Origin of the sequence: Candidatus Macondimonas diazotrophica (assembly GCF_004684205.1) — a bacterium.
GTDB lineage: Bacteria > Pseudomonadota > Gammaproteobacteria > UBA5335 > UBA5335 > Macondimonas > Macondimonas diazotrophica.
Genome location: NZ_SRIO01000001.1, coordinates 58,657 through 78,098, shown reverse-complemented (window position 1 = coordinate 78,098; position 19,442 = coordinate 58,657). Strand labels below are relative to the sequence as shown.

Annotated in this window: 17 protein-coding genes; 11 read left to right on the top strand and 6 right to left on the bottom strand. The window is 60.8% G+C overall.

What is annotated here, in order from left to right; all coding sequences use genetic code 11:
• Positions 1-89 precede the first annotated feature (89 nt).
• Genes pdxH through E4680_RS00355 form a run of 3 tightly spaced genes read right to left on the bottom strand, consistent with a single transcriptional unit; the run spans position 90 to position 2,358 of the window.
• Positions 90-707 carry a pyridoxamine 5'-phosphate oxidase gene (gene pdxH / locus E4680_RS00365; RefSeq protein WP_135280396.1) on the bottom strand — a complete coding sequence of 206 codons (618 nt, stop codon included), beginning with the start codon at positions 705-707 and terminating at the stop codon, positions 90-92.
• Positions 708-763: 56 nt separating this feature from the next.
• On the bottom strand, positions 764-1,165 hold the full coding sequence (locus tag E4680_RS00360) for a Zn-ribbon domain-containing OB-fold protein (RefSeq protein ID WP_167792298.1): 402 nt from the start codon (positions 1,163-1,165) through the stop codon (positions 764-766).
• Positions 1,162-2,358 (bottom strand): acetyl-CoA acetyltransferase, encoded by a 1,197-nt coding sequence (locus E4680_RS00355; protein WP_135280394.1) that lies wholly within the window; start codon positions 2,356-2,358, stop codon positions 1,162-1,164. Before E4680_RS00355 ends, E4680_RS00360 begins: the two co-directional genes overlap by 4 nt.
• A 280-nt stretch (positions 2,359-2,638) precedes the next feature.
• On the opposite strand from E4680_RS00355, the gene pmbA reads away from it, so the two are divergent.
• Both pmbA and maiA read left to right on the top strand, forming a co-directional pair.
• Positions 2,639-4,015, top strand: coding sequence for a metalloprotease PmbA (gene pmbA / locus E4680_RS00350; RefSeq protein ID WP_276605599.1), 1,377 nt, complete (start codon positions 2,639-2,641; stop codon positions 4,013-4,015).
• A gap of 162 nt (positions 4,016-4,177) precedes the next feature.
• Complete coding sequence (gene maiA / locus E4680_RS00345) at positions 4,178-4,840, top strand: maleylacetoacetate isomerase (protein WP_135280393.1); 663 nt, start codon at positions 4,178-4,180, stop codon at positions 4,838-4,840.
• Between the two features lie 70 nt (positions 4,841-4,910).
• Here the strand turns inward: maiA and E4680_RS00340 are convergent, their stop codons facing one another.
• The gene (locus E4680_RS00340) at positions 4,911-6,401 is read right to left on the bottom strand and encodes a flavin-containing monooxygenase (protein WP_135280392.1); all 1,491 of its coding nucleotides are present in this window, start codon (positions 6,399-6,401) and stop codon (positions 4,911-4,913) included.
• On the opposite strand from E4680_RS00340, the gene E4680_RS00335 reads away from it, so the two are divergent.
• The 8 genes from E4680_RS00335 to E4680_RS00300 all read left to right on the top strand — a co-directional run bounded on the left by E4680_RS00335 (position 6,393) and on the right by E4680_RS00300 (position 16,534).
• Complete coding sequence (locus E4680_RS00335) at positions 6,393-7,658, top strand: metal-dependent hydrolase (protein WP_135280391.1); 1,266 nt, start codon at positions 6,393-6,395, stop codon at positions 7,656-7,658. The two genes, E4680_RS00340 and E4680_RS00335, sit on opposite strands and share 9 nt — an antisense overlap.
• Before the next feature lie 120 nt (positions 7,659-7,778).
• The gene (locus E4680_RS00330) at positions 7,779-9,449 is read left to right on the top strand and encodes an outer membrane protein assembly factor BamB family protein (protein ID WP_135280390.1); all 1,671 of its coding nucleotides are present in this window, start codon (positions 7,779-7,781) and stop codon (positions 9,447-9,449) included.
• A gap of 4 nt (positions 9,450-9,453) precedes the next feature.
• On the top strand, positions 9,454-10,440 hold the full coding sequence (locus E4680_RS00325; protein ID WP_167792297.1) for an alpha/beta hydrolase: 987 nt from the start codon (positions 9,454-9,456) through the stop codon (positions 10,438-10,440).
• A 461-nt stretch (positions 10,441-10,901) separates the two neighbouring features.
• On the top strand, positions 10,902-11,699 hold the full coding sequence (locus E4680_RS00320; RefSeq protein WP_135280388.1) for a methane monooxygenase/ammonia monooxygenase subunit A: 798 nt from the start codon (positions 10,902-10,904) through the stop codon (positions 11,697-11,699).
• 120 nt (positions 11,700-11,819) lie between these two features.
• Entirely contained in the window at positions 11,820-13,079 is a 1,260-nt protein-coding gene (gene amoB, locus E4680_RS00315; RefSeq protein ID WP_135280387.1) for a bacterial ammonia monooxygenase, subunit AmoB, read from the top strand.
• A gap of 101 nt (positions 13,080-13,180) precedes the next feature.
• Entirely contained in the window at positions 13,181-13,801 is a 621-nt protein-coding gene (locus tag E4680_RS00310) for a hypothetical protein (RefSeq protein ID WP_135280386.1), read from the top strand.
• A 203-nt stretch (positions 13,802-14,004) separates the two neighbouring features.
• Positions 14,005-15,759, top strand: a complete 1,755-nt coding sequence (locus tag E4680_RS00305; RefSeq protein WP_135280385.1) for a multicopper oxidase domain-containing protein — start codon at positions 14,005-14,007, stop codon at positions 15,757-15,759.
• A 4-nt stretch (positions 15,760-15,763) separates the two neighbouring features.
• Positions 15,764-16,534, top strand: coding sequence for a cupredoxin domain-containing protein (locus tag E4680_RS00300; protein ID WP_135280384.1), 771 nt, complete (start codon positions 15,764-15,766; stop codon positions 16,532-16,534).
• On the opposite strand, the gene E4680_RS00295 is transcribed toward E4680_RS00300, so the two are convergent.
• Both E4680_RS00295 and E4680_RS00290 read right to left on the bottom strand, forming a co-directional pair.
• Positions 16,520-17,428 (bottom strand): alpha/beta hydrolase family protein, encoded by a 909-nt coding sequence (locus E4680_RS00295; protein ID WP_135280383.1) that lies wholly within the window; start codon positions 17,426-17,428, stop codon positions 16,520-16,522. The two genes, E4680_RS00300 and E4680_RS00295, sit on opposite strands and share 15 nt — an antisense overlap.
• An 18-nt stretch (positions 17,429-17,446) precedes the next feature.
• The gene (locus tag E4680_RS00290) at positions 17,447-18,883 is read right to left on the bottom strand and encodes an aldehyde dehydrogenase family protein (protein WP_135280382.1); all 1,437 of its coding nucleotides are present in this window, start codon (positions 18,881-18,883) and stop codon (positions 17,447-17,449) included.
• Between the two features lie 100 nt (positions 18,884-18,983).
• On the opposite strand from E4680_RS00290, the gene E4680_RS00285 reads away from it, so the two are divergent.
• Entirely contained in the window at positions 18,984-19,442 is a 459-nt protein-coding gene (locus E4680_RS00285; protein WP_135280381.1) for a DUF192 domain-containing protein, read from the top strand.

Sequence of the window (19,442 nt, the reverse complement as noted above, 5' to 3'; positions counted from 1 at the left end):
CCGTGGGGAAGAATGAAAAAGTGGGTGATAATTCCTCACCCCGATGAACAAATCAAGAGGGCCGGGTCAGGGCAACAAGCGATGGGTTCTCAGGGGGCAAGGCGCTCCAGAGACCAAGTCTGGTCCGTTCGGCGCTGGTAGAGCAAACGATCATGCAGCCGATCTGCCTGAGCCTGCCAGAATTCGAACCGCAGGGGGAACAGGCGGTATCCACCCCAATTAGGGGGGCGGGGGATGTCTTTGTTGGCAAATTCATGAGTGAAACGTGCGATTCGTGACTCCAGATCCTCTCGACCTTTCAGGACGTGGCTTTGAGGAGAGGCCCATGCCCCGATCTGGCTGCCGCGTGGACGGCTACGAAAATAGGCATCGGACTCAACCGGGTCGATACATTCGACACTACCTTCAATACGCACCTGCCTGAGCAGAGCAGGCCAGTAGAACAGGAGCGCAGCCGACGGATTATGCGCGAGTTCCTCGCCCTTGCGGCTTCCGTAATGGGTATGGAAGACAAACCCGTCCTCATCGAACTGCTTGAGCAGCACGATGCGAATACTCGGCCGTCCATCCATTCCCACAGTGGCCAGAGCCATCGCATCCGGTTCGGGCGGGTGCAGTGGCCGAGCGGCATCATACCATTGTCGGAACAGTTCTCCGGGATGCGGAGGGGCCGTATGCTCATTCAAAGTGGCGACACGGATAGTCACGGTCTCTGCTCGGCATAAGAGTGCAGGCGGGACGATCGTCCCGCCTGCTGGATCGGTCACGCGGGTTCGAAGACCGGGAAATGGCGCCCCTTGGGCAATTCTTCCCAGGATACCTTTACCTTCATGCCCACTTGCACCTCTTCCAGAGGGCAGTTGACGACGTTAGTCATCATCCGCACACCTTCCTCGAGCTGCACGATGGCCACCACGTAGGGAACGCGCGGACCCATCGCGGGATTGCCGGGCTTGCGCATAATGCTGAACGCATAGACTTCGCCCAACCCCTGGGATTCGCGCCATTCCACGGCGCCGGTCTTCGGCGAAATCACGACCGCTTCGCGCGGGTAGTGATAGTAGCGCTCCGTTTCCGGACTGTACTGGAGCATCAGCTTCTTTTCTTCGGTCGCCTTCCAGAACGGTTCGGCGTGGGGCGAGGTGCCCATCATCATGCGGCTCATAGCGTTTCCTCCGTACCCAGGACCACAGTGGAGCAGGCGGACAGGACTCCGCCCACGCCGTGCGCCACGGCCAGCTTGGCATCGGGCACCTGCCGGGGACCACATTCGCCGCGCAGCTGTTTGGTGGCTTCGACCAACAGGAACATGCCGTACATCCCCGGATGGGTGTACGAAAGGCCGCCGCCGTTGGTGTTGGTCGGCAGTGCGCCGCCGGGGCCGAGCTTGCCGTCCTCTACGAAGCGACCGCCTTCGCCTTTTGGACAGAAACCCATGTCTTCCAGCGACATCAGCACGGTGATGGTGAAGGAATCATAGGTCATCACCAGATCGATGTCCTTGGGGGCCACACCGGCCATGTCGAAGGCCTTCGGTGCGGAGACGGCACCCGGAGTCACGGTGAGTTCCGGCATTTCCGAGACCATCATGGCGTGATCGTGGTGCGTGCCGGCGCCCAGCACGTAGACGGGCTTTTTCTTCAGATGACGGGCGCGTTCGGCGCTGGTGATGACGACCGCGCCGGCACCGTCGGTGACGAGACAGCAGTCATAGCGGTGCAGCGGGTCACAGACCAAGGGGGAGTTCAGAACATCCTCAATGGTCATGGGATCCTGATAGCGCGCGCGGGGATTCATTTCCGCCCACTTGCGGGTGGACACGGCAATCTGCGCTAGCTGCTCGGATGTCGTGCCGTACAGATGCTGGTGGCGGCTGGCGGCCAGGGCATAGGCGCCTGCGGGAAGCATGAGGCCGGCCGGCATTTCCCATTCCAGGAAGGGGGGCGGGTTCTTGCGGTCGAAGGCGTTCATCATGGCCGCCATGCCGCCGGTCAGTCCGCCCTTGGAACGCGGCGTCTGGGCATAGACCGAGACCGCGACTTCGCACAGGCCGAGGGCGATCGCCGCAGCCGCATGCTCCACGTGGACCTCGAAGCTCGAGCCTCCGGTCATGGTGCTGTCGGTGTAGCGCGGGCGAATGCCCAGATGCTCCGCCAATTCCATGCTCGGCATCATCATGCCGGTGCAGAACAGGCCATCCACATCGGACAGCTTGAGTCCGGCGTCTTCCAACGCAGCATGGATGACTTTGACTTCGAGCTCCCGCTCGCTCAGATGAAGCTCGCCGGTCGGCGAAACCTCGTCTGCGGCGCCGACGATTGCCGCCTTGCCGCGCAGATACCTAGAATCGTAGGCCATCGTTACGTCCCTATAATGGGTGAGTGTACTTCCCTGTGGTTGTGGCGTCCCGTCTCGGCGACGGGTGCGCAAGACCGAATTGGCTTGGATTCCCCGCGCAACTCCACATCTCAGGAGTAACGAATCAGGCTAGGAGATTCGATCGCCAAAGGCAATAGGAAAAACGCTGTATTGGCATGTTCGGGCAGCTAACCGGGGATCGGCGATCCGGTGCGCCCAGTGCGCTGGCAGGCTGTTAGAATTCACCGGGAGTGGACATGGATGGGTTTGCAGCATCGTGATTTATGATTCGACTTCGCCGGGGTCGCTGCCCGACCTCCGCTTACAATTGCCCGCACTGGAGGCCGCTGTGGAGCGGGCGCTCGCCTGTGCGCGCTCGGGCGGCGCGGATGCGGTTCAGGCCGAGATCGGACTTCGAGTCGGCTATTCGGTCAGTGTCCGCAGCGGGGAAGTCGAAACCCTCGAGCACGAACGCGACCGCGGTTTGGGCATCACCGTCTATTTTGGGCAGCGCAAAGGGGCCGCGAGCACCACGGACCTGCGTCCCGAGGCGATCGACCAGACGGTGAAGGCTGCGTGCGACCTGGCGAACCATACCGAGGCCGATCCGGCAGCGGGGCTGCCCGATCCGGGGACACTGGCATGGACCATTCCCGAGCTCGATCTCTATCATCCTTGGGCGCTGACGCCGGAGGAAGCCATTGAGCGGGCGTTGGCCATGGAAGCGGCAGCCCTGGACGCCGATCCGCGGGTGAAGAGTTCTGAAGGCGCGGGAATCCAGACCGGGTTGGGGATTTCGGTTCTGGCCAACAGCCAAGGGTTTCGTGGCGTGCGGTGCGGATCCTCCCACGGCCTCGGTTTGAGTGTGGTAACGCAGGCAAGTGGGCAGATGCAGCGAGATGGGTGGTATGAAAGTGCCCGGCTTGCGAGTCGATTGCCGGATGCCGAAGCCGTTGGTCGACACGCCGCCGAGCGCGCCTTGGCGCGCCTGGGTGCGCGTGCCCTGTCATCTCGCAGCGTACCGGTACTGTTTGCGCCGGAAGTCGCTCGCAGTCTGATTCGACATTTCGTCGGTGCAGTGAGCGGCGGGTCGCTGTATCGCCAGATGAGCTTCCTGCAGGACAAGCTGGGTCAGCAAATCATGAGTCCCGACTTGCATGTGCATGAACAGCCGCACCTGCCACAGGCCATGGCCAGCGCCGCGTTTGATGGGGAAGGGGTGGCCACCAGCCCCCGGGACTTGGTTCGCGACGGTCTCCTTGCGGGCTACGTTCTGGATAGCTATTCGGCCCGCAGGTTGGGTCTGCGTTCCACGGGGAACGCCGGCGGTGTGCACAATCTCGCCGTGGCGCCGACCTGTGGGGGCGGCGAAGCTGAAATGCTGCGGTTGCTGGATACCGGCCTGTGGGTCACTGAGCTGATGGGGCAGGGCGTGAATCTCGTGACCGGGGATTATTCGCGTGGCGCCGCTGGTTTCTGGGTGGAACGCGGACAGGTCGTTCACGCCGTCGAGGAAGTCACCATTGCCGGTAATCTAGCCGACTTGTACCGGCGGATCGTGGCGGTGGGCGACGACGTGGATGCCCGCGGTAGCATCCATTGCGGCTCGATTCTCGTCGAGTCCATGACGGTTGCGGGTGACGGTTCCGGGGCCTGATGCATCGATCCCAGCGGCCCGGCAGCATGGTTGTAAGAGCGGCCATGGCGCCGTCCACTGCGGGGATTTTCAGTTTTCGCGAGCTTGACCGGGCAGATCCCGCTCAAGACGCTCCTACCTGCCCGCATCAGACGGGCTGTCTCCAAAAAGGGCCAAAAGCCGATGGAACTTTATACCTATCACCGCAGTGTTGCTGCGCATCGCGTCCGGATCGTCCTGAATATCAAAGGTCTTTCCTGCGAGTACCGATTTGTCGACATTGCCGGCGACAAGCTGCAGCGTTACCAATTCCGGGCGCTAAATCCGCAAGGGCTGGCGCCGGTACTTGTGGATGAAGGTCACGTCATTACCCAGTCCATGGCCATCATGGAGTATCTGGAAGAGCGTTGGCCGACGCGTGCCGTGCTACCCAAGGACATTCCCGGTCGGGCGCGGGTGCGGGCGCTGGCCCAGCTGTTCATCTCGGATATCCAGCCGCTGCACAACCTGCGCGTGTTGCGCTATCTGCGCAAGCAGCATGGGCAGGACGACGCTCAGGTCGCGCAGTGGTCGGCGCACTGGATCGCAGAAGGCCTGGCGGCCGTGGAGCACCTGCTCGGCAGCAGCACTGAGACCGGTGCCTATTGCCACGGCGATCACCCGACGCTGGCTGATGCCTGTCTGGTACCAGAAGTGCATGAAGCCATCGAGCAGGGCGTCGATCTCTCCGAATTCCCCCTGGTGCGGCAGGTGTATGCCACGTGCATGACGCTGGCCGCGTTCCAGGCCGCTGCGCCGGAAACCCAGCGGGATGCGTCTGGTCTCCCGGAGACGAGCTGGGTATGAAACGGGTCGACGGTGCGATACGCGCCGAGGCATGTGCTCATGGCCCCAGGGTAGAAGTGCCGGTCCACTGTCAGGAGCCGGGCACCGTGCTGGACGCGGTCCCGGGAAGCGTTGCGCCGTCGTCCGTAAATCGCATCACGCCATCCTCAAGGGCGCCAAACTTCAGACTTACGATGTCGCGCGCGTAGTTCTGATAGAGTTTCCAGGGCGCTTTGGAGCCTTGTTTGGGAAACTTGTCGATGGCGCGCTGGATGTAGCCCGAGGAAAAGTCCACGAAGGGCAGTTCAGTCAGGTCCGGATCGGTATTGTGCGGTGCGCAGAACCGGTAGCCATTCCGGTCCATGTGGTTGATCAGTCGGCAGACGTAGAGACTGGTGAGGTCGCACTTGAGTGTCCAGGATGCGTTGGTGTATCCGGTGGCTTGGGCGAGGTTGGGGACGTCCTTGAACATCATGCCCTTGTAGGTGATGCTCCGACCCGGTTCCCAGGGTTGTCCATCAAGACTGAACGTTACGCCACCGAGGGGAACGAGATCGAGTCCGGTGGCTGAGACGATGATATCGGCCTCGAGCGTCCGGCCCGACTTGAGATGGATGCCGGTTTCGGTGAAGCCTTCGATATGGTCGGTGACCACTTCCGTGCGACCCGACCGAATCGCCTTGAACAGGTCGTTGTTGGCAGCGATGCACAGCCGTTCTTCCCAAGGGTTGTATTGCGGGTTGAAGTGCACGTCGACATTGCAGGCATTGCCCAGTTGATGCCGCATGTGCAGGCGAAGCGCTTTGCGAATGAGTTTGGGCCAGCGTCTGGAGATCTGAAAGAACAAGGTTGCCAGCCATACGTTCTTGAACCGGTTGACGGCAGACCCGATTCGGCCGGGCAGCAGCACGCGCAGGGCCTCAGTCAGCGGATCCCAGTCGGGCAGTCCGATGACATAAGTGGGCGAGCGTTGCAGCATGGTGACGTGGGCCGCCTTTTCCGCCAGCGCCGGCACAAGCGTGACGGCTGTGGCGCCGCTGCCGATGACGACGATGCGCTTGCCCGAGTAGTCCAGATCCTCCGGCCATTGCTGCGGATGGAGCAATGTTCCTCCAAAGCGCTCATGACCGGGAAACTGTGGCATGTAGCCGCCGTCGTAGCGATAGTAGCCGCTGCACATATAGAGAAAGTTGCAGGTATAGCGGATGACTTCGCCTTGCACCTGAGCTTCGACAGTCCAGCAGGCATCCTTGCTCGACCAGCTGGCATGCCTGACCGCATGACCGAAGCGGACGTGGCGGTCCACTTGGTGTTCCTGGGCTGTTTCGCGGATGTAGTCGCGGATCAATTCGCCCGGCGCAATGGCCTGACGATGGTTCCAGGGACGGAACGGAAAGCCCAGCGTGTACATGTCCGAGTCCGACCGCAAGCCCGGATAGCGAAACAGATCCCATGTGCCGCCGATCGCCTGGCGTCCTTCCAGGATCGCATAGGACTTCCGCGGACACTGCTCGTTCATGCGTGCGCCCGCGCCGATGCCCGACAGGCCGGCGCCGACGATCAGAATATCGAAATGTTCCATGGCTCAGACCCCCTCGACGCCATCGGTACGGTTCAGGCGCCTGGAAGGGATTCGTACCGGCGCAATAGTATTGGTGGACGGCCGGACGTTGCCGATCGGCGAATGTCCAGTACAAACGGACGCTTCCTCAAGCGAAGTACAGCGCAAGGTGCCTTGCAAGTCCGCGGTGGCATTGGGAAATCGCCTTTTTCGGGGGAAAGCGAAATGCTTACAGGAAGTTCAGTCAAGCTCAGGATCGGAGGCGTTTGTGGCATCTACAATCAGTCAGTAAGCGTCGCGGGAGAAAGGGATCGCCTGCGGGAAGCGTTCGGGCCAAATAATGAACGTAAGCATCCTGATCGCCAAGCAGCCATCAGGGGGAGGAGGATCATGGACATGCTGTCTTCGACACAACAGGCTTCGCCGCCAGAGGAGCACACCATAGAGCCCCGGCCGATACGATTCAACATCACCGATGCCAGCCCGCGATATTGGTTTGCCAACGACCCATTCCGAACGCAGTTTTTCAATGCACTCTTCACGACCTTTCCCCCGGGGGAGAATTTCTTCGTCCGCAGCGTGGTGCATTATCGTGACCGTATCCGCGATCCCTTGCTGCTGAAACAGATCAATGCCTTTGCGGGGCAGGAAGGCACGCACGCGAACGCTCACCAGGATCACCTGGATATTCTCTCCCGTCAGGGGTACACCAGCCTGGAGCGAGAAAATCGCTACATCATCGATCCGTTTCTCAAATTGGCCAACCGGATCGCTCCCAGGTTTGCGCTGGCGCTGACGGTTGCGCTGGAGCATTTCACGGCCATGCTGGCCCATCAGTCCATCGCGCGTTCGGATCTGTTCCGCGATCTGGCCCATGAAGACTTCAAGCCGCTGATGGAATGGCACGCTGCCGAGGAGATCGAGCACAAGGCCGTGGCTTTCGATGTTTATCAGCAGGTCGATGGCAGTTATCGGCGGCGCATCGGCGCAATGATCGGGGCGACGTTCTTCATGGTGGTGCTGTTGGTGCCGATGCGCATGACCCCCTTGCTGTACCGGGACGGCGTGCTGTTCAACTGGCGCACCTGGCGCGATGGTCTGTCGTTCCTCTATGGCAGACAAGGCATCTTCCGCATGCCGTGGAATCATTACAAACAGTTTTACCGGCGCGACTTTCACCCTTGGGACGTGCAGGATTTCGATCTGATTCGTCCCTTCCGTGATGAGTATCAAAGTGGACTATGGTTGGAGGCGAGTCGGCTCAAGCGCACGGGGTGACAGCGCTAAGGCCTCGCTCGGACCGCACAGCGGGCAAACACGCCATTTCGAGGCCGAGCGTCTTGGAGGCCAGCGTGGGCTCCGGTCTCACCGATATCATGTTTCCAGGGATCTTCACGGATGAAACCCCATTTCAAATGGCTGCTATTGGCGGCGACCCTGGTACTGGCCGGCGTCGTTATCTACGGGTGGGTCGATCTTCACGCCGCGCCGGTGTGTCAGGGTGATGATGCGATCGCTGATCCGCAGGCGCCCATTGTCCTGAGTGGTTGGGGCTTCGATCCGGCCAACACACGGGCGGTACCGGAGGAGGCCCAGGGCCTTCGGCCCCAACACCTGTCCCGGCTCGGTATGCAATGGGCCTTTCGTTTCCCGTGGTGGACCAACAAGGCACGCTCACAGCCTGCATTGACGACGGACACACTTTACGTGGGCAGTCAGCGAGGGTGGGTCTATGCACTCAATCGCTGGACCGGTTGCGTCCGCTGGAAATCCTTCATCGGCGCTGAGGTGCGCACAGCGATGACCCTTGGCGCGCCACACCCTGGCGGCGAGCGGTTGCTGTATTTCGGTGACTTCGCCGGTAATGTGCATGCGCTGGATCCGGCGACGGGCGCGCGACGCTGGAAGGTTTCGGCCGACGCGCATCGTCTGGCCACGATAACCGGTGCGCCGACCCTGTATGCGGGGCGGTTGTTTGTGCCGGTCTCTTCCATTGAAGTCGCAGTGCCCGCCTTTCCGCTCTATCCATGCTGCACGTTCCGCGGGTCAGTTCATGCCTTCGACGCCGCATCAGGTGCGAGCCTCTGGCAGACCTTCACCGCCGAGGTGCCAGAGCCTCGCGGTCGCAATGCGCTGTTCATCCGGCGCTGGGGCCCATCCGGCGCACCGATCTGGAGCGCACCGACCATCGATATCGCGCGCGGTCGGCTCTATGTCGGGACCGGGGAAAACTACAGCCAGCCCACCAATGCGTTCAGCGATGCCGTTTTGGCGCTAGATCTCGAGGACGGCCGCATCCTGTGGTCACGCCAGTTCACGGCAAAGGATGCGTGGAACATGAGCTGCATTCTGCCGGGCGGCATCAACTGTCCTGAAAGCGCTGGCCGCGATCTCGACTTTGGCGCCTCGCCGGTGCTGGTTCGGGGTGCCGACGGCCGCGACGTGCTCGTGGCAGGTCAGAAATCGGGCATGGTCTATGGCATCGATCCCGCAGATGGCGCTGTGCGCTGGTCACGCCGACTCGGTCGCGGTGGACCGCTGGGTGGCGTGCACTGGGGGCTCGCGGCGCGCGACGGCGTAGTGTTCGTGCCGATCTCCGATTACCTGAACCCCATCCCCGGCTTGAAGGCGCCACAGCCGGAGGATCCTACGCTTCCCAAGATGCCGGGACTCTACGCGCTGGAGGCCGCCACGGGCGAATTGCGCTGGGCCACCGCGGTCCGGCCCACGTGCGCGGACTCGGCGGCGTGCTACCCGGGGCTCTCGGCAGCCGTGACCGCGCTGTCGGATCTGGTCCTGGCGGCCACCCTTGATGGGCGATTGCAGGCCTATGACATCGCGACCGGCAAATTGCGCTGGGAAAGTGCCACCGCCCGAGAGTTCCAGGCGGTGGATGGCCGGTCGGCTCAAGGGGGAGCGATCGATGCCGGCGGGGCGATCGTGGCCGGACATCAGGTCATCCTCAACTCGGGCTACGGCCTGTTCAGTCAGGCGCCGGGGAATGTTCTTCTCGTCTATGGTGCGACCGATCGATCTCCATCAGGCCATGATTCCGGGAACCCGGAGTGATGCGATGAAAAGCGTGATTGTGATCCTGGTCTTGGTGACGCTGGTCCACGGTCTGCGAACCAGGCTGTTGCGCCAGCGGCTCCCGGCCCGCAACCATGAAACCTTCGAGGGTGTGATCGAGCAGGTTGGCGAGTCCGTTGTCGCCTACCGATCGGCCGGGCCCTCGCCGCACCAGAGCGTCATTGCGATCCATGGATTTCTTGAGGATTTTCGCTATTTCACCGCACTGTATCGCGATTCCTCGCTTGAACTGGTGCTGGTCAACAACAGCGGCTATCACTGCCCGGTCATCGGTTGGCCTGCAGCGCGCGCATCTTGGAGCGAGGTGGACAACCCCTATCCTGTGGGCAGCATCGAACATGATGCCTTTGTGTTCAACCTTGCCTTGACCCATCGGGTGACCGGCGCCCGCGTGCGCGCCCACGGCCATTCTCGCGGCGGGGCCGTGATTCTGGAAGCGGCGCGGCAGAATCCGGCGCTTTTCCGGGATGTCGAGGTGATCCTCGAGGCTCCGGTTCTGCCGGCTGGCAGGGGACATCCGCTGTTGGAGCTGGCTTTCTCGGCGCCGGGACGGTATCTGCTGCCCTTTACGTTCACCCTGCTCCGGCAGATCGACGTGGTGCGCTTCGGCGGGTTCGTCTTTGCGCCCTTGAATCCGCGCAAGATCGAGCTGTTGCGTGGCCTGTATTTCGCTCCCCGAACCTTTCAGGTGGTCCTGGACAACCTGGCCTCGATGCGAACATGGATCGCACGCCGCGATTCGGCCCTATTTGCCCACATCCCCAACGGAACCATCCTGATCGGCGCACGTGATCGGGTTCTCGATCGCGCCGCGATGCTCCGCAGTGCCCGCAGTGCGGGTGCCCGCTGGCAGGTCATCGAAACGCGGGGGACCAGTCACTTCGTCTCGCTGGATCAGCCGGGCGCAGTGCCCGCCTTCCAGGCAGGTGAATCGTCGCCGGTTCTGTCCGATGGTGGCCCGGCCGGCTGACCCTGACCGACCGGTCGTCCCGTCAGGTTGCGATAATCCGAATTTGATTTCCATCACGGGTCCGGTTGGTGTGAGCGGGGTACCATGACGCGGCACAGGGTTCCATTGGCTGCGTTTATGGCGGTAAAATCGGGCCGCGCTCTTGAACGGGTGTTCAGGGATTGTGCCGGGGAGCCGATTCAATTACATTTGTCCCCCTGTAAGGATGGCGCGAGGCTGGGCTTCATCAGCCGCATTGATCTTCGCCGTTGCATTGACGAAAACAATGAATTTCACCCGAAGGATCGGCGAAGGGCGGTGCTTTGTTCGTGGCGCTCCTGTCGTGCTGACGAGGCCAGCACAGAGAAGATCCGGAATTGGAAAACCAGATGTACCCGCAGAACGGACTGAACAGCCAGTCCGGGGAATAGGGAAAGCGGGAGTTCGGGCGTATTTTTCAGGCAATTGGGAGTTTTAGTGCAATGAATACAGTCACTGGAGCATATGGAAAGGGCGAGGCTCCGGATACCGCCGGACCACCCACCAAGTCGGCGGTACGTAATGTTCAGGAGCAGATGGCCGCCTGGAAAAACATCGACTACACCCTCATCCCTATCTTCTCGATCCTGATCGGCGGGGTGACGGTTTTTCTCATCGCTTTGACGGTCGGGGACTGGGATTACTGGCAGGATTGGCGCGACCGCCGTTGGTGGCCGTTGGTGACGCCGTTCTCCCTGATCATCCCTGCTGCAATCTTCAATTACTTTTTCTGGAAGCGTTTCCGCCTTCCCATTGGCGCAACGGCCATGATTCTGGGCTACATGTTCGGTGTCTGGGTCAGCCGTTACATGAACTTTCACATCTTCGCCAATTTCCCGATGAACTTCGTTTCTCCTTCGACGTTCATCGGCATGGGTCTTGTCCTTGACTGCACCCTGGCCTTGAGCCGCAGCTTCTTCATTACGGGCTTCATCGGAGCCTTTCTCTTTGCCATTGTGCTTTATCCGCTGAACTGGATCACCATGGCGCCGTTCCATGTGCCGGTCGAATACAACGGGTATCTGGTGACAGTGGCTGACTTGATGGGCTATCAGTACATCCGCACCGCGATTCCGGAATATGTCCGCATCATCGAAGAATCCACCCTTCGGACGTTCGGTGAGGCCGTGACACCGCTGACCGCGTTTTTTGCCGGGTTCGTCACGCTGCTGAATTACTACCTTTGGGTGTGGATCGGATCGATTCTGACGCAGAATCGCTGGCTGACTCGCTTGATCTGATCCGAAGCGGAGACGCGCTCAGGGAATAGACGAGCCCAGTGAGAGAATCGCTCGGGCTTCAAGTCAAGGAACAAACGGGTTGCCGCGCGTAACTCGTCCATTCGGGGACTGCCGAACATTATGAAGACGATGAAGCACATCAGGTTTGGAAATTGGGGGGCACTTGCACTCGCATTGCTCATTACCTTGGCCGGGCCTTTCTATAGCCCCTCGGTTGAAGCGCACGGTGAGCGTGCGCAGCAGGCAAGCTTGCGTATGCGGACCATGCACTGGTTCGATACCGAGATTCAGCCTCGCAAGATTGCGGTCAACGAGACGCTTAAAGTCAGTGGCCGCTTCATGCCGTCCGAATCGTGGCCGGAGCATATCCGCTCGGTGGAGGAAGCCGCCTTTTTGAACATCGGCGTTCCGGGTCCAGCGTTTGTTCGAGTCGACTCGCGGGTCAACGGCGTGCCGATGATCCGTTCGACCCGCTTTCATCTGGGCAAGACCTATGAGTACGAAATCACGCTCAAGGGGCGTGCCCCGGGCCGCTACCATGTCCACCCGGTCGTCAGTGTGGAAGGGGCTGGTCCCATCATCGGGCCGGCGTTCTGGGTCGAGGTGACAGGTGATCAGAAGGATTTCGAGCACACCATCACGACCATGACCGGCGAGACGATCAACCCCGAAACCTATGCCATGTCGACCATTTTGTGGTGGAACGCGCTGTGGTTCGTCATCGGCATCGCTTGGCTTGGCTGGTGGTTCCGCAAGCTTCCCGTGATTATGCCGCGCTATATCAAGGTTGAAGAGCTGGGCGACGATCAGGCGAATCAGTTGATCACCATCCCGGACATGATCGTCTCGGTTCTTTTCTTTGGCTTTGTCATGTTGGTGATCGCCGGCGGCTTCTTCTGGGCGAACTACCAGTATCCCATCACGGCGGTGTTGCAAACCGGCAAGGTCGAAGTCGAACCGCTGCCGATGCCTCCCCGCTTGGTGGAAGTGGAAGTCAACAAGGCCACCTATCGGATTCCGGGCCGCAGCTTCCAGGTGGAGATGACCGTCACCAACCGCAGCGACCATCCGGTTCAGGTCGGCGAATTCGCCGCAGCGAACATTCGCTTCATCAATGCCAAGATGTTCGACATCAAACCGCAGGATGAGCATGACTTGGTGGCGTCTTCCGGATTGCGGGTGGAAAATTCGCCCATTCAGCCGGGTGAAACGCGTACGATCACCATTTATGCCGATGATGCGCTCTGGGAAACCTATCGTTTGGTCAGCCTGATCAACGAGCCGGATGGTCGGTTCGCCGCTCTGCTGATGTTCTACGATGATCAGGGAACCCGCTATCTGCACGAAATCCAGGGGCCGATGATCCCGTCCTTTGGATGATTCCGTGACCGGATCGGGCTGGCGAGGTCATAGAATGGCCTCGCCAGCCTTTTCGGCATTAGTCCAATGACAATCGATCGTACGACATCAAGGAGAGCGAGATGTTGAAGTCGACAATTGCTTCGATGTTGCGGAGCGGGCGGCGGTCTCTCGCGGTTATGGCCGTTTCAATGGCCTTGATTTCCGGCGCTGCATGGGGTCACGGTGGCGTGTCCATCGAAGATGACATGTGCATCATGCAGGTGGGGCCGTATCGCGCTCACTTCACCGGCTATGTCCCCGAGCGGCGGGCGACCCAGGAGTTTTGCGAAGACATTCCGGATACGGGCCGGGCTATTTTCGCCATCGATTTCATTAGTGATGAGCTGCGGCGGATGGAAACCGACTTTCGCATCATTCGAGATGTGAACAATATCGGGATCAAGGCCACCTATGACGACCTGGGCACCAAGGACGATATCGAGCAGGCGACCATCTACTACAAGCCGCCCGAGCAGCTTTCGACAGGCACCTTTAATGCGACTCATACCTTTCCGGAGAAAGGTCACTTCATTGGGATCGTAACAGCGCGCCATCCGGAAACCGGAAAGGAATATGTCTCGGTGTTTCCATTTGCCGTCGGCATTTTTCGCTGGGGTCCGATCGTGACCCGTTTGGGCCTGATCATCGTCTTGGTGGGTGCTGCTGCGGCATTCTTTATCACGCGCGCATTGCGCAAGTAGACTTCGATCAAACGGTCGTTGCGCTGCGTGCGAGCTTTCTGAAAGAACTTCTGTGGCCATGGAGCGGCCCAATGAATGAGTGAGACGCCTCGCAACACCGCGGGGAGTCGGGCCTTTCAGACCAACAACGATCTTGACCCGGACCGCCTAGGGCGTGACGAATAGCGTCGGAAGCCGTTCCGGGGAGTGAGGGACGGTTTTCCATGCAAAGACGTGTGCTGTGGGTGGTTTTCGTAGTGTTGTCGATTTCCGCCGCTTTGTTGGTTCCGAGACAGTGGTATCCGCTCTCGTGGCAGGTCCAGTGGTACGAATGGTTTGGTCCCGGTGGATACCGTGAACGGCCACCCAGTGATTCAGGTCCAGAGCTGGCGGCAGAGGAATACTGTCCGGATGATGTCTTCGGGTGGCGCAAGGGGCAGGTGATCGACGGCGTCGAGATTGCACCCTCTCTTAATTGTATTGCCGACAACCCGTATCTGGTCGCGGCCGCCGTGAAGGGCACCAATAATGTGTCGCCCACGACGCTGATGCAGTCGGGATTGACGCCCGATGCTGTGGTCATGGGCCGCGACCTCGATGGCGACGGCGATCCAGACGAAGTGCATATCCGCCTGGAGGTTACCGAGCTCAACGGCAGCTCACCGGACCGACCGGATCCCATGACACAATTCGATATCGCACCGGGCATCCGGCCGGGTCTGTGGGTATTCACACCGAAATCGGTTGGCATGTCGACCGAAAACTTCGAGTCCGTCAAGGCCAACCCGCTGCTGCGTGCGCCGAGCCCGGTGATTCGTGTCGAGCAGGGCGACAAGGTCTTTCTGACGCTCGAGAACACCCACTACATGCCGCATACGATTCATTTGCATGGGGTGGATCACCCGTTTTCGCAGGATCACGGCATGCCACACGACGAATCCATGTCCGAGCATGAGGTTCACGGGCACACGGCGCCCGTCGGCAACGATGGTGTGCCGGAGACCAGCGAAGTTCCACCGATGCCTGCGCGCAGCCATACCTATGAAATCCAGCCGCGGCACGCGGGCACCATGTTTTACCACTGTCATGTGCAGTCCAACATCCATATCCTGATGGGCTTGCAGGGCATGTTCGTCGTCGAGGAGAACCGGCCCAACAACTGGGTGCAGACGCTCAATATCGCGGCCGGACAGGTTCGGCATTCATCCGTTGCGGTGCGCGAAGCATTCGACCGAGAGTATGACCTTCATTTTGAAGATATCTACAAAGGCCTAGGCGAAGTTATCCAGACTCGCATTGATCCGCGCTTGATCATCCGCGACGCACATCGACAGTTCGATATTACTCAGGCCAAACCCAGTTATTTTCTACTTAATGGCCGTTCATTCCCTTACACCATGCGCGAATCACTGGTCATCGTGAAGCCTGACGAGAAGGTGAAGTTGCGTATGCTGAACGGTGGCAACAAGACCGTTCCTGTCCATACGCATGGTCATAAACTGACCATCACGCATCTCGATGGGGTCGAAGTGCCGCCCGCCGCGCAAGTCATCAGGGATGTCGTGACCATCGACTCTGCACAACGTGTGGACGTCGTCCTGAATACCACGAATGACGGATTGCACAGCTATGGTCCCGGCATCTGGCTGACACATGATCATCAGGAAGTGGCGCAAACCAACGCCGGTATTGGTCCGGGTGGAAGCATGACCGCCATCGTCTATGAAGATTATCTGGATGATGGGGGGTTCCCGAAGGTTCAGGGCGTGGAGTGGAAAAAGTTTTTCACGCCAGAGTATTACCAGCGTGAAGTACCGGTCTGGCTCGACTACGATCCCCTGAGTCAGTTAGCCGATACCACCGGAAGCTCGCGTGAAGCTGTGCGTTTTCTGCTCCTGGGCCTTATCGGCGGGGCATGGCTTGCCGTTGTTTTCATCCTCTTGCGGCGTCCCCGTCGCCGATCTGCGATTGGAGGCTGATGTCATGAAAGGGCATCGTTACGCAACCGTCGCTCTGGCCGGGCTGTTGTGTTTGCTGCTGGCGAGCCGCGCGTTCTCCGTTGATGCGCCGCGCTCCGGGCCTGCGATGGACCATTCGCAGATGGACCATTCGCAGATGGACCACTCGCAGATGGACCATTCGCAGATGGACCATTCGCAGATGGACCATTCGGGCCACGGCGGTCATGCAGGGCACAAAATGACCCTGGATGCCGAAGGCATGGTCATGAATTGGAACGAGGATACGCTGCCGGAGGATTGCAGCGCGATCAGTCGTGATTACGCGTTCGAGGTCCACGCCGGGACGAAGTACGCGGAGCCCTACAACGGAACCATCTTCGGGATGAGTCAGCACGAGTTCCGCGTCGAGCCGTGCAGCCGGATCACCGTCACGTTCATCAACGAGGATGAGGTTCGTCACCAGTTCATGGTGCACCAGCTTCCGAAGTACCTGTACCCGCAGGGAATGTTCCACCTGGAGGCCGCTGGTGGTGCCACCAAGACCGGTACCTTCATTGTCCCGAGCGACAATCGGACCTATCTGGTGCACTGTGACCTGGCGCAGCACATGGAAAAGGGAATGAAAGGCCAGCTTGTGGTCGGGCGCGGAAGCGTAGACTTGCCGAGCGTGCCCGGTGTGACCGCAAATTTTCGCCGCGACTGGTACACCGACCCGGTCGTCTTACTGGGTGTGTTCGCGGGCGGGCTGGGCTTTTCCCTGATTGGCTTGTTGTTGTTTTTATGGCGCCGTTGAGGCCGATGCGCCGGGTGGCGGGCTGATCGCCTTGCGGGCAAACGCCATCATGTAGTCGACCCGATCCGGCCAGTCCAGATGGCGCCCCGAATGGGCACAGTACTGCGTTTCCTTGCCGCCATCCCCAGGAGGCCAACGGAGGCAGCCGTTCGATGCCCCTTCAGGTTGGCCAAGGGCGTGGTTGCATTGCGCCCACCAATCGGCGGCTTCCCGGCCGTAGCCCGGAAACAGCCGATCCCGATCACCATGCAGGACCAGAACCGACAGCGGGGCGGGGCAGTTTTCCCGCGCCAAGTCCTCGCCTCGGATCCCTGCAGCACTCGGGATGATCGCGGCTGGCCGATGGGGAAGATCAGGCAGGAAGGCCAAGGCGCTGCTCACCGTTCCGCCATCGGAATGCCCAGTGTAGATCAGGCGTTCCAGATCAACGCAGTAGCGGCTGGCCACCCGGCCGGGAACGCGTCCCAGATCCCGGATCGTGCGTTCGGTCAAACCTCGGCTGCCGGCATAGGCCACGATGAATCCAGATGCGGTCGCAGCATGCGTCAGACCGGTATAACGTTCATTCAGCGCCGGACCCAGTCCGGCCGGCGCAAAGACGACCAATAGCGGATGCGACTGTGCGGCGTCATAGTTCTCCGGTGTGCGGACCCGGATCGGGATCCCCCCGGGTGTGCGTAGATCCTGCGCATCCGGATTGGTCGGCCGAACACCGGCTGGGCAGGTGGATGGCGAGGTCCCGGTGTAGTCGTATGGGGCCTGCGCCAATGCGCCGCCCCAGTAGAGATGGCTGGCCGCCAGCCAGATCGGCAGGCCGACAAAGACGCCGCCAATGGTGATGATGAGGACCGCAAGCGGCAGATAGAATCGCAGTGGCAAAGTGCCGAAAGCCATGGATCGCCCTTTCCGGAATCAACGGGGTACGGCATGCGGGAAAACCAGCAATCGCGGTTCGGTCATTTCCTGCATGGCGTTGCGCACCCCTTCACGCCCCAGCCCGCTGTCCTTGATGCCGCCGTAGGGCATGGCGTCAGCTCGGAAGCTCGAGGACTCATTGACCACTACAGCCCCGACTTCCAGCTGATTCCACGCCGTGAAGAGCCCATCCATGTTCTGTGTAAACAGGCCTGCCTGCAAGCCGTAACGACTGTCATTGATGATTCGGAATGCTTCCTCGATCGTATCGAAGGAACGCAGAATCACCACCGGGCCGAAGGCTTCTTCCGCCCAGAGGCGGCACGTGTCCGGGACGGACTGAAGGACAGTGGCCGGAAAGACCGCGCCCTGGCGCGGGCCGCCACAGAGTTGCCGTGCGCCGCGGGACAACGCCTCTTCGACCCACGTTTCCAGACGCATGGCCTCCTTTTCGTCGATCAACGGACCGATGATCGTGTCTTCCTTGGCGGGATCGCCGGCGGCTAGTGTGGAAACGGCGGCCAGCAGACGCTCCCGGAACGGCTCTTCGAGGGAACGATGAACCAGAATCCGCTGAACGCTGATGCAGCTCTGACCGGAATTCCCAAAGCCGCCCTGGACCAGCGCGGCAACGGCCGCATCGAGGTCGGCATCTGCGGCGACGATACAACCGGCGTTGCCGCCCAGTTCCAGGGTGACCCGTTTTTTCCCCGAACGGGCCTTGAGATCCCAACCCACTTCAGCAGAACCTGTGAAGCTGAGAAACCGAAGCCGCGCATCCGTCACCAGCCGATCAGCCGCCTCACGGGTGGCGGGCAGGATCGAGAAAGCGCCATCGGGCAGATCGGTTTGCGCCAGGATAGCGCCCAGCCGCAAGGCGCTGACCGGTGTATAACTAGCGGGTTTGAGCACGAAAGGACAACCCACGGCCAAAGCCGGCGCCACTTTGTGCGCGACCAGGTTGAGCGGAAAGTTGAACGGCGTGATGAAGGCGCAGGGACCGATGGGAAAGCGGCGCTCGAACGCCAGGGCATTTCCACTCTGCGCATTCCCGCGCAAATCATGCAGTTCGCCTGCCGGACGCGCGGCTTCCTCGGCGGCCAGCTCGAAGGTGGTCAGCAGCCGGTGGATTTCGGTACGAGCGGCCCCGAGCGGCTTGCCGCCTTCCTGGACGAGGATGGCAGCCAGTTCGTTGGCCTCTTCGTGCAGGCGGGTCAGACAATGGCGCAGGATTCTTTGACGCTCATGTGGCGCGATCGCGGCCACCGCCGGCGCCGCTTCGACGGCACGGGCAATGGCTGTCTCCATCATCGAGTCATCGGCGCGACTCACAGCCCAGCGTGGCGTCCCATGGTATTTGTCCCGAACCTCGAGATGGTCGTCGGTTCGCGTCGGGCGGTTGGCAAGATAGCAGGGCAAAACCGGAATGGTCATCGAAAATCCTCCATGCGCAGGCGGGGTGTCGAACGAGAAGGTCGGCAGTGCGCTTCGCTGTCTTCGAAAGACTGCTGCGCTCGGCAGCCGTTCCCGATCCATGCCGAGCCCCGCGGGGGTCGTGGTGCTCATGCTGCTGGTCATGACGATGTCCGCCGCCAGCGCAGATCCACTCCGGCGCACGCTGATGATGGACGACCGCGTGTTGAACGTCGAGGTGGCGGATACCCCGGATGCGCGCAAGCGAGGACTTGCCCGGCGAGCAGCACTGGCCGATGGCACCGGCATGCTGTTCGTTTTCGAACGGCCGCGAGCGGCTTGCTTTTGGATGAAAGAGACCGTCTTTCCGTTGCGCCTGGTCTTCATCGATGTGCACGGAACGATCGTCCAGCGCGCGTTGCTCGAACCCGAGGACGAGCGCCGCGTCTGCGCTCGCCAGGCCGTGCCATATGCGCTCGAACTGACTCCCGGCAGCCCGTTCGAGCGGCGGCTTCGGGTCGGGCGCCGGATATCCGGGTTGCCTGGGACGGCGCCGATTCCGGCCGGTCAAGACCGATAG

Excerpts from the sequence above, each read along its gene's own strand:
- E4680_RS00360 (WP_167792298.1), bottom strand. The coding sequence starts at position 1,165 with ATGAGCCGCATGATGATGGGCACCTCGCCCCACGCCGAACCGTTCTGG.
- E4680_RS00355 (WP_135280394.1), bottom strand. The coding sequence starts at position 2,358 with ATGGCCTACGATTCTAGGTATCTGCGCGGCAAGGCGGCAATCGTCGGC.
- maiA (WP_135280393.1), top strand. The coding sequence starts at position 4,178 with ATGGAACTTTATACCTATCACCGCAGTGTTGCTGCGCATCGCGTCCGG.
- E4680_RS00335 (WP_135280391.1), top strand. The coding sequence starts at position 6,393 with ATGTTCCATGGCTCAGACCCCCTCGACGCCATCGGTACGGTTCAGGCG.
- E4680_RS00340 (WP_135280392.1), bottom strand. The coding sequence starts at position 6,401 with ATGGAACATTTCGATATTCTGATCGTCGGCGCCGGCCTGTCGGGCATC.
- E4680_RS00330 (WP_135280390.1), top strand. The coding sequence starts at position 7,779 with ATGAAACCCCATTTCAAATGGCTGCTATTGGCGGCGACCCTGGTACTG.
- E4680_RS00325 (WP_167792297.1), top strand. The coding sequence starts at position 9,454 with ATGAAAAGCGTGATTGTGATCCTGGTCTTGGTGACGCTGGTCCACGGT.
- E4680_RS00320 (WP_135280388.1), top strand. The coding sequence starts at position 10,902 with ATGAATACAGTCACTGGAGCATATGGAAAGGGCGAGGCTCCGGATACC.
- amoB (WP_135280387.1), top strand. The coding sequence starts at position 11,820 with ATGAAGACGATGAAGCACATCAGGTTTGGAAATTGGGGGGCACTTGCA.
- E4680_RS00310 (WP_135280386.1), top strand. The coding sequence starts at position 13,181 with ATGTTGAAGTCGACAATTGCTTCGATGTTGCGGAGCGGGCGGCGGTCT.
- E4680_RS00305 (WP_135280385.1), top strand. The coding sequence starts at position 14,005 with ATGCAAAGACGTGTGCTGTGGGTGGTTTTCGTAGTGTTGTCGATTTCC.
- E4680_RS00300 (WP_135280384.1), top strand. The coding sequence starts at position 15,764 with ATGAAAGGGCATCGTTACGCAACCGTCGCTCTGGCCGGGCTGTTGTGT.
- E4680_RS00295 (WP_135280383.1), bottom strand. The coding sequence starts at position 17,428 with ATGGCTTTCGGCACTTTGCCACTGCGATTCTATCTGCCGCTTGCGGTC.
- E4680_RS00290 (WP_135280382.1), bottom strand. The coding sequence starts at position 18,883 with ATGACCATTCCGGTTTTGCCCTGCTATCTTGCCAACCGCCCGACGCGA.
- E4680_RS00285 (WP_135280381.1), top strand. The coding sequence starts at position 18,984 with ATGCCGAGCCCCGCGGGGGTCGTGGTGCTCATGCTGCTGGTCATGACG.